15 protein-coding genes are annotated in these 13008 nt (G+C 73.4%); 7 read left to right on the top strand and 8 right to left on the bottom strand.

What is annotated here, in order from left to right; genetic code table 11:
* Positions 1 to 76 precede the first annotated feature (76 nt).
* Positions 77 to 694, bottom strand: coding sequence for a TetR/AcrR family transcriptional regulator (locus tag D1J63_RS29180; RefSeq protein ID WP_102927390.1), 618 nt, complete (start codon positions 692 to 694; stop codon positions 77 to 79).
* Positions 695 to 770: 76 nt separating this feature from the next.
* On the bottom strand, positions 771 to 1340 hold the full coding sequence (locus D1J63_RS29175; RefSeq protein WP_125632963.1) for a hypothetical protein: 570 nt from the start codon (positions 1338 to 1340) through the stop codon (positions 771 to 773).
* A gap of 210 nt (positions 1341 to 1550) precedes the next feature.
* Between D1J63_RS29175 and hmgA the strand changes: the two genes are divergently transcribed.
* The 3 genes from hmgA to D1J63_RS29160 are packed head-to-tail and all read left to right on the top strand — an operon-like array spanning position 1551 to position 4836.
* Positions 1551 to 2876 carry a homogentisate 1,2-dioxygenase gene (gene hmgA / locus D1J63_RS29170; RefSeq protein WP_125632961.1) on the top strand — a complete coding sequence of 442 codons (1326 nt, stop codon included), beginning with the start codon at positions 1551 to 1553 and terminating at the stop codon, positions 2874 to 2876.
* A 27-nt stretch (positions 2877 to 2903) separates the two neighbouring features.
* A complete protein-coding gene (locus D1J63_RS29165; protein ID WP_125632959.1) occupies positions 2904 to 3653 on the top strand; it encodes a GntR family transcriptional regulator in 750 nt (249 codons plus the stop codon).
* A 22-nt stretch (positions 3654 to 3675) separates the two neighbouring features.
* Positions 3676 to 4836, top strand: coding sequence for a type ISP restriction/modification enzyme (locus D1J63_RS29160; protein WP_164713244.1), 1161 nt, complete (start codon positions 3676 to 3678; stop codon positions 4834 to 4836).
* 25 nt (positions 4837 to 4861) lie between these two features.
* Here D1J63_RS29160 and D1J63_RS29155 read toward each other — a convergent pair whose 3' ends face one another.
* On the bottom strand, positions 4862 to 5566 hold the full coding sequence (locus D1J63_RS29155; protein ID WP_125632955.1) for a TetR/AcrR family transcriptional regulator: 705 nt from the start codon (positions 5564 to 5566) through the stop codon (positions 4862 to 4864).
* Positions 5567 to 5629: 63 nt separating this feature from the next.
* On the opposite strand from D1J63_RS29155, the gene D1J63_RS29150 reads away from it, so the two are divergent.
* Both D1J63_RS29150 and D1J63_RS29145 read left to right on the top strand, forming a co-directional pair.
* Positions 5630 to 6619 (top strand): ATP-binding cassette domain-containing protein, encoded by a 990-nt coding sequence (locus D1J63_RS29150; RefSeq protein WP_125632953.1) that lies wholly within the window; start codon positions 5630 to 5632, stop codon positions 6617 to 6619.
* Positions 6620 to 6714: 95 nt separating this feature from the next.
* Positions 6715 to 7467: an ABC transporter permease gene (locus D1J63_RS29145; protein ID WP_241235708.1), complete on the top strand. Its 753-nt coding sequence runs from the start codon at positions 6715 to 6717 to the stop codon at positions 7465 to 7467.
* Positions 7468 to 7680: 213 nt separating this feature from the next.
* Here D1J63_RS29145 and D1J63_RS29140 read toward each other — a convergent pair whose 3' ends face one another.
* The 4 genes from D1J63_RS29140 to D1J63_RS29125 all read right to left on the bottom strand — a co-directional run bounded on the left by D1J63_RS29140 (position 7681) and on the right by D1J63_RS29125 (position 10434).
* Positions 7681 to 7950 (bottom strand): hypothetical protein, encoded by a 270-nt coding sequence (locus tag D1J63_RS29140; RefSeq protein ID WP_061445569.1) that lies wholly within the window; start codon positions 7948 to 7950, stop codon positions 7681 to 7683.
* A 115-nt stretch (positions 7951 to 8065) separates the two neighbouring features.
* Positions 8066 to 8884: an anti-sigma factor gene (locus D1J63_RS29135; protein WP_125632951.1), complete on the bottom strand. Its 819-nt coding sequence runs from the start codon at positions 8882 to 8884 to the stop codon at positions 8066 to 8068.
* On the bottom strand, positions 8881 to 9423 hold the full coding sequence (locus tag D1J63_RS29130; RefSeq protein WP_125632949.1) for a sigma-70 family RNA polymerase sigma factor: 543 nt from the start codon (positions 9421 to 9423) through the stop codon (positions 8881 to 8883). Before D1J63_RS29130 ends, D1J63_RS29135 begins: the two co-directional genes overlap by 4 nt.
* 204 nt (positions 9424 to 9627) lie before the next feature.
* Entirely contained in the window at positions 9628 to 10434 is an 807-nt protein-coding gene (locus D1J63_RS29125; RefSeq protein WP_125632947.1) for an SGNH family lipase, read from the bottom strand.
* A gap of 217 nt (positions 10435 to 10651) precedes the next feature.
* Between D1J63_RS29125 and D1J63_RS29120 the strand changes: the two genes are divergently transcribed.
* Both D1J63_RS29120 and D1J63_RS29115 read left to right on the top strand, forming a co-directional pair.
* A complete protein-coding gene (locus D1J63_RS29120) occupies positions 10652 to 11746 on the top strand; it encodes a DUF5925 domain-containing protein (RefSeq protein ID WP_125632945.1) in 1095 nt (364 codons plus the stop codon).
* 20 nt (positions 11747 to 11766) lie between these two features.
* Positions 11767 to 12603: a DUF72 domain-containing protein gene (locus D1J63_RS29115; RefSeq protein ID WP_125632943.1), complete on the top strand. Its 837-nt coding sequence runs from the start codon at positions 11767 to 11769 to the stop codon at positions 12601 to 12603.
* On the opposite strand, the gene D1J63_RS29110 is transcribed toward D1J63_RS29115, so the two are convergent.
* On the bottom strand, positions 12594 to 12959 hold the full coding sequence (locus tag D1J63_RS29110) for a GntR family transcriptional regulator (protein ID WP_164713021.1): 366 nt from the start codon (positions 12957 to 12959) through the stop codon (positions 12594 to 12596). The genes D1J63_RS29115 and D1J63_RS29110 overlap by 10 nt on opposite strands.
* Between the last annotated feature and the right edge of the window lie 49 nt (positions 12960 to 13008).

Genomic DNA, 13008 nt, shown 5'->3' with positions numbered 1-13008 from the left:
GGGTGAGCATACCGACCGGTAGGCATGCTGGGGAGGGGTCGGCCGGACGTGCGGACGCCCCGGGCGCCCCGTCCCGTCAGTCGAGCACGCGCCCGAGATACGCCCGCAGCAGCTCCCGGGCCTCCTCGATGATCTTCTCGTCCCCGTCCGGTGCGACCCGGAAGGCGAGCTGGACGAGGGTGTCGGCGGTCTCCACGGCGACCAGGAAGACGCGGCGCAGGTCGTCGTCGGGACGGCGGCCCAGGTAGCCGGAGAGCAGTTCGGTGAGCCGCTCGGCGACGCGGTGGTTGGGCACGGCGTGGCGGTCGCCTACGGGGATCTGGTTGCCGAAGTCGATCAGGGAGAAGCCGGGCGCGGTCCGCTTCATCGCCAGGTACTCGTCGAGCACGGCGTCCAGTGCGCCGCGCCAGCCGCCGTCCTCCGTCTCCGTCAGCCGTTCGGTCACGCGCTCCGCGTAGCGCTCCAGGTTGCGCTGGGCCAGGGCGTCGGCCATCTGCCGCTTGTTGCCGAAGAAGCGGTAGACCGAGCCGATGGGGACGTCCGCGCGCAGCGCCACGGCCCGGGTGCTGAGGGCGTCGTACCCGACCTCGTCGAGGAGGTCGGCGCAGGCGTCGAGTATCCGGGTCAGCCGTTCGGCGCTGCGCCGCTGCACGGGGGCGCGGCGGAGCGGGGTCGCGTGGGACACGGTCCTCATGATGCCCTGCGGGACCGGTCGGGTGAACCGCGGCCTCCGCACCGGCGGGGGAAGCCGCTCCGGGCGCGGGCGGCGCTCACCGGTCCGTCGCCGGTTCGGTGACCGTCCGGCCCTCGATGTCCTCCGGCTGCGTCGCCCCGGTCGGCTCCGCCTCCGAGGCCGTGATGTCCGCCGTGCTCTCGACGGGCTCGCCGTCGACGGCCCAGACGGTGTCGTCGTCGGCGTACAGGCGGACGGTGAGCTGATGCGTGCCGCGCGGCACCAGGTCGGCGGCGAGGCGGTAGCGCGGGCCGCGCAGGCGGGTGAGGTGGTCGCCGTCGAGGAAGAGGCGGGCGACGCCGCGGCCTGCCACGGCCTTCGCCTCCGTGCCCTCCGGCGAGAACCGGAAGTCGCGGACGGTCAGCCGGACGTCCCAGCTGTCGTCGGCCTCGGGCTGCACCTCGATCCCGACCTCGGGGGCGTGCTCGGCGTCCACCTCGCGGTAGCGCCGGCCCTCCTCGTCGGCGGTGTCGAGCAGCCTGCCCACCGGAGTGGCCGAATCCCCGGCCTCCGATGCACCCACGTCACCGGAGTCGCAGCCCGCCGATCCCGTCAACAGCAGGACACAGACCGCGAGCACGGCGAGCACTCCCCGCGTCCACGACATGACGGGAGACTAGAACACGGGTCCGACACTCCGGATCCCCCGGGGGTCTGGTTCCGGTCATCCTCACGACGGACGGCCGGGCAGGAGCGGAGCGGGGTAGTCCTCTTGTGCCCTCTTGCGCGCGGGAAACCGCAATCCTACGGTGTGCCATAGGAATCGATGTGCCACAGGAATCGGGTCGCGAGGATTCGGGTTGCGAGGGAGCGAGCGATGAGCGGGGACGCGCGGAAGACCGCGGAGGGGCTGGCCTATCTGTCCGGTTTCGGCAACGAGCACAGCTCGGAGGCCGTGGCGGGCGCACTGCCCGAGGGCCGGAACTCGCCGCAGCGGGCGCCGCTGGGCCTGTACGCGGAGCAGCTGAGCGGCACGGCGTTCACGGAGCCGCGGGCGCACAACCGGCGGTCGTGGCTGTACCGGATCCGCCCGTCGGCCGCCCACCCGGCGTTCACCCGTTCCGGCAACGGCACGATCCGCACGGCGCCCTTCAACCAGGCCGTGCCGGACCCGAACCGCCTGCGGTGGAACCCGCTGCCGGTGCCCGGGCCCGCCACGGACTTCGTCGCGGGACTGTGGACACTCGGCGGCAACGGCGACGCGGCCCAGCGCACCGGCATGGCCGTGCACCTCTACCACGCGACGGCCTCCATGGAACGCGTGTTCAGCGACGCCGACGGCGAGCTGCTGATCGTCCCGGAGAACGGCGGCCTGCTGCTGCGCACCGAGTTCGGGCTGCTGCACGCCGAGCCGGGCCACGTCGCGCTGATCCCGCGCGGGGTCCGCTTCCGCGTGGAGCTGCTGGACGGGAACGCCCGCGGGTACGTCTGCGAGAACTACGGCGCCCCGTTCCAGCTCCCCGACCTCGGCCCGATCGGCGCCAACGGCCTGGCCAACGCCCGGGACTTCCGGGCGCCGGTCGCGGCGTACGAGGACGACGAGAGCGCGCCCGGCCCGGTGGAGGTGGTCAACAAGTTCTGCGGCAACCTCTGGACGGCCGAGTACGACCACTCCCCGCTCGACGTCGTCGCCTGGCACGGCAACCACGTGCCGTACGTCTACGACCTGCGCCGTTTCAACGTCATCGGCACCATCTCGTACGACCACCCGGACCCGTCGATCTTCACGGTGCTCACCTCGCCGTCGGACACCCCGGGCCTGGCCGGCGTGGACTTCGTCGTCTTCGCGCCGCGCTGGCTGGTGGGCGAGGACACCTTCCGGCCGCCGTACTTCCACCGGAACGTGATGAGCGAGTACATGGGCCTGATCGAGGGCGCCTACGACGCGAAGGCGGAGGGCTTCGTGCCGGGCGGCGGCTCGCTGCACAACATGATGTCGGCGCACGGTCCGGACCGGGAGACCTTCGACCGGGCGAGCGCGGCCGAGCTGAAGCCGCAGCGGATCGACGACGGGCTGGCGTTCATGTTCGAGACCCGGTGGCCAGTGACCCTCACCCCCCACGCGGCCCGCGCCGAGCACCTGCAGCCCCGCTACGACGACGTCTGGCAGGGTCTGGAGCGGCACTTCCGCCCCTTGCACTGAGGTTTCCCCTACCGGTACGGATGGCCCGTGACCTCCTTCGCCCCGGACTCCATCGTCCTGAACCGCAAGCTGCCGCTGTGGTACCAGGTGTCGCAGTCGCTGCGCGCCTCGATACTCGGCCGCTCGCCCCGGGACCCGCTGCGCCTGCCCACCGAGGAGCAGCTGGCCGGGCACTACGGGGTGAGCGTGCTGACCATGCGGCAGGCGCTGAAGGAGCTGGAGGACGAGGGGCTGATCACCCGGCACCGCCGCCGGGGCACGTTCATCGAGCCGCACGCCCGCCGGGGCGCCCCGGTGCGGCTGCTCGGCTCGGTGGACGCGATCGTGGCCCAGCAGTCCGGCATGAAGGCCGAACTGCTGGACCACAGCACCGCCGCCGTACCGCCCGAACTCGCCGAGTTCTTCCCGGAGCTGCCGGAGGTGGCGACGTACCACCGGCTGCGCTGCGACGAGAAGACCGGCGAGCCGACCAACCACGCCCGCAACTACGTCCGTCCCGAGCTGGCCGGCCGCATCGACCTGGACGACCTCGCCCGGTGGCCGATGACCAAGGTGCTGCGGGACGTGGTGGGCACGGACATCAGCCGGATCACGGACACCGTGGAGGCCCGGCTCGCGGACCCGGAGACGGCACGGCTGCTCGAAGTCCCGCTGCTCAGCCCGATCCTGCACTACACGGGCATCACCTACGACACCGACGGCCGGGTCCTGGACGTGGCGGTCATCCACTACCGGGGCGACCGCTTCTCCTTCACGGTCACCCTGGACGCCACGTGAAGCCGCGGTGCCCCGTCGTACGATGCCGGGCGTGACGCACGACGACGCTCCGCCGCTGGCGGACCTCATGCCGTGGTCCGTCGCACCGCCGCGGCTCGGCCGAGGGTGGCCGGCGGCTCCCGACCCGGGGTCCCTTAAGGCCCGTTGGGACGCCCTGCTGAAGGCCGCGGGACCCGACCGCGCGGCCCTCTTCGAGCCGACCCGCTCGCGCACGCCGTACTCGGCGGTGGGGCGGCTGCCGGGCGGCCCCGGTGGCACCGAGCGCCTGGCGCGCGCCTCGGGGCCCTGTCCCGAGCCGGTCCGGGTGCTGCGGGCGCCGTTCGACGAGCAGTGGCTGATTCCCGACCACCGGCTGATCGACGCGGCCCGTCCGGAGTTGTGGCGCGTGGCGGACGAACGGCAGGTGTTCGCCGTGGAGATCCCCGACGCCGCCGGACCGCCGCTGCTCCTCGCGACCTCGCTGCCGCCGCTGTTCGGACCGGCCCGGATCCGGCCGCTGTACCGCCGCCCCGGCGGCGCGGAGCCCAACCTCGCACCCGGCCTCCTGGACCACCTGTCCGCCCGCCTCGGCCTGCGCCCCGGCCCGCTGGACGTGCTCGCCTGGTCGGTGGCGGCCGTGCGGCCCGGTTCGCCGGTCCCGCTCACCACGGACCCGGAGCTGTGGCAGCACGGCGTCGAGCTGGGCCGACGCGCCCTGTGGCTGATGCGCCGCGACGGAGAGCGCCCCAAGCTGCCCGGCGGCCGCCGTCCGTACGTCCGCGCCCCGCTGCCGCCGCGCCCGCTGACCCTGCGCTACGACCGGGACGAGGAGGCCCTCTTCCTGGACGAGGGCCGCATCTCCCCCGTGCCGCCCGGCGCCTGGGACTTCGAGGTGGGCGGGGCAGGGGTGCTCGAGCAGTGGTTCGCGGCCCGCACGGCGGAGGGCGAGCCGGGCACGCTGACCGCGATCCGTCCGGCCGGCTGGCCGCAGACCTGGACGTCCGAGCTGCTGGAGCTGATCACGGTGCTCGCACTGCTGGCCGAAGTGCGGGACATGTGCCGGGGGTTGACGGTCACGGACGGCATCACCGCCACCGAGCTGCGCGAGGCGGGCGTACTGCCGGTGCCGGCGGCGGCCCGTCGGCCGGCCTCGGTCCTGGACGAACGGGAGGAGGGGCCGGAGGGGCAACTGGCGCTGCTGTGACGCCCGGCGGAGCCGGGCCCCCGGCTCAGGCGAAGCCGTCCAGCACCCGCGTCAGCGCCCGCTCGAAGACGCCCTCCAGGTCGATCGGCCCCGCGTCCTCCGCGAAGGACGCCGCCAGGCGCGGATAGGCGCCGCTCGCGACCTGCCGGCCGAGGTAGGCGATGCGCGCCGCGTTCTCCTGCTCCTCGGACCAGGGCAGCGAGCGGGTGCGCTCGGCGGTGGCGATCTCGTTGCCGACGTACGTCGTCACCACGCCGTTCACCATCGCGACCAGCTCCATCTTGGTGCCGTAGGGCCCCTCGAAGGAGTCGAGGCAGGCCAGACAGTGCTCCAGGTAGCGCAGGGCGTTGGGGCTGAAGCCGTAGACGGGTGACATCAGCCGGGGCAGCCAGGTGTGGCGGTGCATCAGGTCACGGGTCTGATGGGCCACCCGGATCATGTCCGCGCGCCAGTCGCCGCTGGGCTCCCACAGCTCGTGCTCGCCGCTGACCGCGTCCATCATCAGCTCGTACAGGTCCTCCTTGCGGGGGACGTAGTTGTACAGCGACATGGTGCCGCAGCCCAGCTCACCGGCGACGCGGCGCATCGTGACCGCGTCCAGGCCCTCGGCGTCGGCGATCCGCACCGCGGCGGCGGCGATGTCGGCGCGGGAGTACGCCGGTCTGGGCCCCCGGCCGGTGCGCTCGGGGCGCGACCAGATCACTTCGGGTACGGCCGCTCGGCCCGCCATCGTGCATCACCTCGGCCACCATCCTAGTTACGTACAACGTACGTAGTGCGCTATGGTCGACGCATGACTACTACGTACGCTGTACTTAGTGAGGGTCTGGAGAAGCGCTTCGGCACCGTGCACGCGCTGCGGGGCCTGGATCTCGCGGTGGCCGAGGGCACCGTCTGCGGGCTGCTCGGGCCGAACGGGGCGGGAAAGACCACGGCGGTCCGGCTGCTGACGACCCTGCTGCGGCCGGACGCGGGGTCGGCCCGGGTCGCCGGTCACGACCTGGTGCGCGAGGCGTCGGCGGTGCGGCGCCGGATCGGGGTGACCGGGCAGTACGCGTCGGTGGACGGCGACCTCACCGGACGCCAGAACCTGCGGCTGTTCGCCCGGCTGCACCGGGTGCGGGACGCGGCGGCGCGCGCCGACGAGCTGCTGGACCGCTTCGGCCTGGCCGAGGCCGCCGACCGGCCCGCCGCCACCCTGTCGGGCGGCATGCGGCGCCGCCTGGACCTGGCCGCGAGCCTGGTGCGCCGGCCCGACGTGCTGTTCCTGGACGAGCCCACGACCGGTCTCGACCCGGCCAGCCGCAACCGGATCTGGGACGCCGTGCGCGCCCTGAAGGCGGACGGCACCACTGTGCTGCTGACCACGCAGTACCTGGACGAGGCCGACCGACTGGCCGACGACATCGTGCTGGTGGACCGGGGCCGGGTCGCGCACACGGGGTCACCGGCCGAACTCAAGGCGCTGGTGGGGGCGTACGCGGAGGCCGTCGTCGCGGACGCGGACGCGCTGGCGGGGGCGGCGGCGGTCCTGGACCGGCTGACCGGTGCCGAGCCGGTCCTTGACCACGAGCGGCGCACCGCCGGCGCCGTCAGCGCCGATCCGACGCTGACGCTCCCCCGCCTGGTGCGCGAACTCGACGCGGCGGGCGTGCCGCTGGTGGACGCGAGCCTGCGGCCGCCGACCCTCGACGACGTCTTCCTCCGCCTGACCGACGGCGGCGGCAGCAGTGGCAACGGCAACTACGACGGCAAGAACGACGGCAAGGAGCTGGTGGCATGAGCACGGTGACGACGAGGCCGCACGACCCGGCGCCCGGATCGGTGCACGGCGCGGCGTACGGCTCGGCGTACGGCCTGGCCTACGAAGGGGCGGCCATGCTGGGCCGTCAGTTGCGGCGGGTCCGGAACAACCCGGGGCTGCTGATCCTCACCCAGACCATGCCGATCACGATGCTGCTCTTCTTCGGCTACGTCTTCGGCAGCGCGCTGGCCATGCCGGGCGAGGAGTACCGGGCGTTCCTGGTGCCGGGCCTGCTGGTCGCCACGGCCGCGAACGGCATCATGACCGGGATGTTCCAGGCCGCCCAGGACACCCACCGGGGCGTGACGGACCGTCTGCGCACCCTGCCGGTGAGCCGGGCCGCCGTGCCGCTCGGGCAGTCGGTCGCCGACGTGCTCGTCACGGCCGCCGGGACGGTGCCGCTGCTGCTCGTCGGGCTCGCGGTGGGCTGGCGGGTGGAGGGCGGAGCGCTCGGCGCGGTGGGCGCGGTGGGGCTGCTGCTGCTGTTCCGGTTCGCCACGACGTGGATCGGGATCTTCCTGGGGCTGCTCACCCGCAACGAGGAGGCCGCCGGTCAACTGGGCGGCGCGACCTTCATCCTTCCGCTGCTGTCCAACGCCTACATCCCGACGGACGGGCTGCCGGGCTGGCTGCGCACGGTCGCGGAGTGGAACCCGATCAGCGCGGTGACCACGGCGCTGCGGGACCTCTTCGGCAACGCATCCGTACCGGAGGGGGCCGCCTGGCCGGTGTCACATCCCGTGGCCGGATCGCTGGCCTGGTGTGCGGTACTGCTCGCGGTGTTCGTCCCGCTCGCCGTGCGCCGGTACGCACACGGAGGCCGCTGAACGAGCCGGGGTGCGTCACCGCCGGTGGGGAGACGGCGGGACGCGGACGCGGCACGGGAGGGTGAGAACGCCTGCGGGACGGGCACGGGGTGTCGGGTCCGTCGGGGACGGTCCGCGCTCGGGGAGCACACCGGGGCGCCGCTGCGTGCCGTGGGGATGACGGACGAGTGCCGCGGCGCCGCGCCGGGAGGTGTGACCACCGGCGCGCGGGCCTCAGTTGCCGCCGAACAGCGAACGGCGCAGTCGGCGCAGCGGCGCGAACAGCGAGACGCGGCGCACCCGGGCGCCCCTGTTGCTGGGCTTGTGCGCGGGCTCACGCGCGGTCAGCTCACGCATCAGCGACGTCGCCTCCACGGTCTCCCGCGGCGGGAGGGCGGGCCCTCCGAGTACCGCGAGATGACGGTCGAGGCGCGAACTGCTCGCGCTGCTGCCGCAGGTGATCGCAGGGACCCTTGCCCTGCTGCGCACTGTTATCTGTTCCATGTCACTCCCCACCCGTACGAGTCCACCCGGCCCGGGCAGGGTAACCCTATCGCCCCGGTACGGCATGCGTGTATCGCGGTCACAGGATTCACCTTCCCCGTAAGGGGGTTGACGATTACTCTCCGAATCCAACAGATTCCAGGGCGAGTTGGACAACCGGGTTACTCGTCGGCCGGGCCGACCCCCCGGCGGGTTCGACCGTCACCGCGAGTGACGTGGCCGAGCGGCCGAGGCCGGACGCGATCAGGGGCGTGTCGCCGTCGAGGAGCCCGAGGGAGCGCGGCTCGGCGCCGGGGCGCATCAGCCACAGCTGGCGCACGCGGTCGCCCGGCGGCTCGCCGTACCCGCTCAGGGTGACCACCGCACGCCCCTCGGACGCGGAGGCGACCACCGCGACACCGCGGCCCCGCTCGTCGGCGCCCCTGGTGGCGCGGACGTCCGGAGCGGCGAGAACGTGGGCGATCTCACGTGCCCTTTCCCGTGCGGAGTCCAGCTCGTCCTGGGTGCGGCCCGCCTGCACGGCGAAGAGCGAGGCGACCACGAGCGCGGCGGCGGCCGTCGCCGTGGCGAACGGCACGAGCAGCGGGCGCGTCCGGGAGCCTCGGGAGCGCTCGGCCGGCGGCCGGCCGCCCCACACGTGGGCGGGCAGCCGCAGGACGGGCCCGGTCGAGGGCGCGGGCTCCTGCGCGGCGGTGCGTACGGCGGCCAGGACCCGTGCGCGCAGGGCGGGCGGCGCGGGTGCGGCCGTGGACCGGGCCAGCCGGACGGCGTCCTCGGTCAGCGCCCGCACCTCGGCGGCGCACCGCTCGCAGCCCTCCAGGTGCCGTTCGAAGCGGACCCGTTCGGCGCCGTCCAGGGCGTCCAGGGCGTAGGGGGCGGCGAGCGAGTGGAGGGCGCCGCGGCGGCGGCCCGGCAGTCGGCGGACGGGGCTCATGCGGCACCGTCCAGACAGTCGCGCAGGCGGCCGAGCCCGTCTCTCATTCTCGTCTTCACCGTGCCCAGCGGGAGGCGGAGGCGCTCGGCCACCTCGCGGTAGGTGTAGCCGTCGTAGTAGGCGAGGGTGACCGACTGGCGCTGCAGGGCGGTCAGCCGGTCCAGGCAGCGGCGCACCGACTCGCGTTCGAGCCCGGCCTCGACCTCTTCCGCGACCTGGTCGTAGGCGGGGTGGTGGGCGCGGCGGGCCTCGCGCAGGTCGCGTTCGCCGGCCGCGCGGGCGCTGCGCACCCGGTCTACGGCGCGGCGGTGGGCGACGGTGAGGATCCACGACAGTGCGCTTCCCCGGCGCGGGTCGAACCGGGCGGCTGACCGCCACAGTTCGAGCAGCACCTCCTGCGTGACCTCCTCCGACTGGGCGGGGTCGCGCACCACCCGCCGTACGAGGCCGAACACCGGGCCCGACACCAGTCCGTACAGCTCCTCGAAGGCCTTCTGGTCGCCGTCCGCCACGAGCGTCAGCAGCTCGTCCGCCTCCACCGGTCCCCCTCTCCGCGGACCGCGCTCCGGTCCGTCGACGTCGTCGCCGGGCGCGCGTGGCGTGCGCTCCCCGCAGGGGATACGGACGAGCGGCCCGAAAACGCCAGTCGCCGGGCCGGACCGGTTCCGCCGGGGCGCGAGGGAGCCGGAGACCCCGCCGCGCGGGATCTCCGGCTCCGTTTCTCGTCCTCCTTCCGCTCCGGGTCAGGCGGCGCCGTTGAGGACCGGCAGGTAGCCGCCGGACTGGCCGGCCGCGGTGGGGTGGTACGACTCGCCGATGTTCAGCCAGTTGACGCTGTGCAGCCAGGAGCTGCCCGAGCACAGCTCGTGGCCGGTGAAGGTGGTGCGGACGTCGCCGAAGGTGAAGCCGTGGGCGGCGACGCGCTGGGCGATGACGGTGTTGAGGTGGTCGGAGGCGTTGTTGATCGCCTTCCGCTTGGTCTCGGACAGGCCGATGCAGCTGGTGCCGAGCTTGTAGAAGCGCGGGTAGCCGATGACGACGACGTGGGCGTTGGGGGCCTTGTCGCTGATCGCCGAGTAGACGCCGTCGAGCTTGCCGGGCAGCGTCGAGTCGACGTACGCCTCGGCGGTGGCGATCCGCGACAGGCAGGAGCTGTCGGACTGGAGCACACACGCCGTCATGACGTCGCCGAAGCCCGCGTCGTTGCCGCCGATGCTGATGGAGACGAGGCCGGTGGCGGAGCTGAGCGGTCCGAGCTGTCCGGCGAGAACATCACCCGTACGGGCGCCGGAGCAGGCGGTGAAGTCGAACGTGGAGGGCGAGTGGGCGGCCGCCCACAGGTACGGGTGGGACTTCGTGCTGCGCTTGCAGTCGCCGCTGGAGCCGATGTAGCTGCCCGATCCGACCCCGGAGGAGTAGGAGTCGCCGAGGGCCACATAGCCGTCGGCTGCGGCGGGTTGGGCCGCCTGGGCGGTCGCGGCCCCGGTGAGGGCGGCGCCGGCGGCGAGGAGGAGTGAACTCAGGAACCCGACAAGTCGGAAACGTCTCATGGAACCTCCCTTAGCAGGATTGCTGCCACAACCGTGGTACCGGCTACGCGCGTTGATAGGAAGTGTCCATGCCAAAAATTGGCTGACACTCGTTCAACTCGGGACCAAATCAAAGGGGGTGGGGGTGAGGACCGGGAGCGGCGCGTCGAGCGTTCGTGCGACGCGTGTGCCCGGGAAAGCGGGTGCGGGCGGCGGCCGGGTGCCGGATCATGGCGGCATGTCCGTGAACCCGCACGAAGTCCTGCCGATCCGGCTCAACGTGGACGACAGCGACTCCCCGTCCGACGTCGTCGACGCGCTGTTCCTCGGCCGTTTCGCCACGGGTGAGCAGCCGTACTCGCACGCGGCGAACATCGACCGCGTGCGGTCCGGCGCCACGCTGCTGCCGCCCGGCGCACGGGTGCTGCGGATCGCCCGCGACGACGACCGCAGCGCCACCCTGGCGGAGGGCGAGGGCTGGACCCTGCTGGTCTCGCGCTGGAACCGGGGCGCCGACGTCACGGTGACGGCGACCAGCGCCGAACTGGCCGAGAAGGTGCTCGGCCAGGCCACGGACGGGGCGGCGGACGAGCCCGAACCGCAGCCGGAGAACGTGACGATGGGCTTCTGGTACGTCTCCCCGCGGCGCGGCCCGCACCGCACCACCCGCCAGATCGCCGCGGGCACCTGGGACGAGGTCCGGGCCAACTACACGGCGCCGGTCGCCGAGGCGATGGACGGCCTGATGAAGACGACGCCCGAGGACATCGCGGGCCGGCTGCTGCTCCTGCACGGCCCGCCGGGCACCGGCAAGACCTCGGCGCTGCGCACGCTGGCCCGATCCTGGCGGGACTGGTGCCAGGTGGACTGCGTGCTCGACCCGGAGCGGCTCTTCTCCGACGTCGGCTATCTGATGGACATCGCCATCGGCGAGGAGGACGCGGCGGGCAAGGGCCGCTGGCGGCTGCTGTTGCTGGAGGACTGCGACGAACTGATCCGCGGCGAGGCCAAGCACACGGCGGGCCAGGCCCTCTCCCGGCTGCTGAACCTCACCGACGGGCTCCTCGGCCAGGGGCGCAACGTCCTGGTGGGCGTCACGACCAACGAGGACCTGGAGCGCCTGCACCCCGCCGTCGTCCGCCCCGGCCGCTGCCTGGCCCGTATCGAGGTCGGTCCGCTCACCCGCAGGGAGGCGGTGGACTGGCTCGGCACCGAGGAAGGGGTCGGGCGCGAGGGCGCGACGCTGGCGGAGCTGTTCGCGCTGCGCCGGGGCACCTCGCCCACCGCCCTGCCGGAGCCGCGGGCGGGCGCGGACGCCGGGCTGTATCTGTAACACGGTGCTTTGATGGGGCCATGCCCCTGTTCGTCGGCACGTCGGGCTGGCAGTACCGGGACTGGCGGGACGCCTTCTACCCGCCCGGTCTGCCGGTCCGGCGCTGGCTGGAGCACTACGCGGCCGCCTTCGCGACGGTCGAGATCAACAACGCCTTCTACCGCCTGCCCGCCCGGGAGACCTTCGCGGCGTGGCGCGAGCGGCTGCCGCCGGACTTCACGGTCGCGGTCAAGGCGAGCCGCTACCTGACGCACATCAAACGCCTGCGCGACCCGGCGGAACCGGTCGACCGCCTGATGACCCACGCGGCCGGCCTGGGCGACCGCCTCGGCCCGGTCCTGCTGCAACTGCCCCCGACCCTGCGCGCCGACCCGGACCTCCTGGACACCTGCCTCGCCTGCTTCCCGCCCGGCACCCGGGTCGCGGTGGAACCCCGGCACGCGTCGTGGTGGACACCCGAGGTCCACGAGGTCCTGGTCTCCCGGCAGGCGGCCCTGTGCTGGGCGGACGTCCGCGCCCGCCCGGCCACGCCGCTGTGGCGCACCACCGACTGGGGCTACGTCCGCTTCCACGAGGGCCGGGCCGCGGCGTGGCCGCACTACGGCCGCCGGTCGCTGTCGACGTGGCTCACCCGCATCGCCACGACCTGGCCGGCCACGAGCGACGTCTACACCTACTTCAACAACGACCCGAACGCGGCAGCGGTGACCGACGCGGTGTTGTTCGCGAAACTGGCCCGCGCTTCGAATCAGGCGGTCACCCGGACGCGCCTTGAAGGGGCGCGGGGAACTGCGCGACAAGCCACAACGCACCCGCAGCCGAAAAGCAGCCCACCCCCCAACGGCGCTCACCCGTAAGCCGCCCGCAGGGCATCCCGCACCGCGCCGAGCGCGTCCCCCTCACTGAGCCCGAGCCGCCGAGCCCGCTCGGCATACCCCTGGGCCGCGGCGGCCACCTCCCGCTGAGCCGCAGAGCCCGCGGCAGCGACGAACGTTCCGTTGCGCCCCCGCGTCTCGATCACCCCGTCCCCCTCCAGCGCCCGGTACGCCTTGGCGACCGTGTTCGCGGCGAGCCCGAGGGACTCGGCCAGTCCGCGGACGGTGGGCAGCCGGTAACCGACCGGCAGGGCGCCCGACCGCGCCTGTTCGGAGATCTGCGCGCGCACCTGCTCGTAGGGCGGCGTGCCGTCGTCGATACGGATCTTCAAGGTCACCCGGTGATTGTCCCGTATCCCCGGGAAAATGAGAGGCACCCGACCGCCC

It is taken from the genome of Streptomyces sp. KPB2, assembly GCF_003950055.1.
Lineage (GTDB): Bacteria > Actinomycetota > Actinomycetes > Streptomycetales > Streptomycetaceae > Streptomyces > Streptomyces salinarius.
This window is presented reverse-complemented; position numbering and strand designations above follow the sequence as displayed.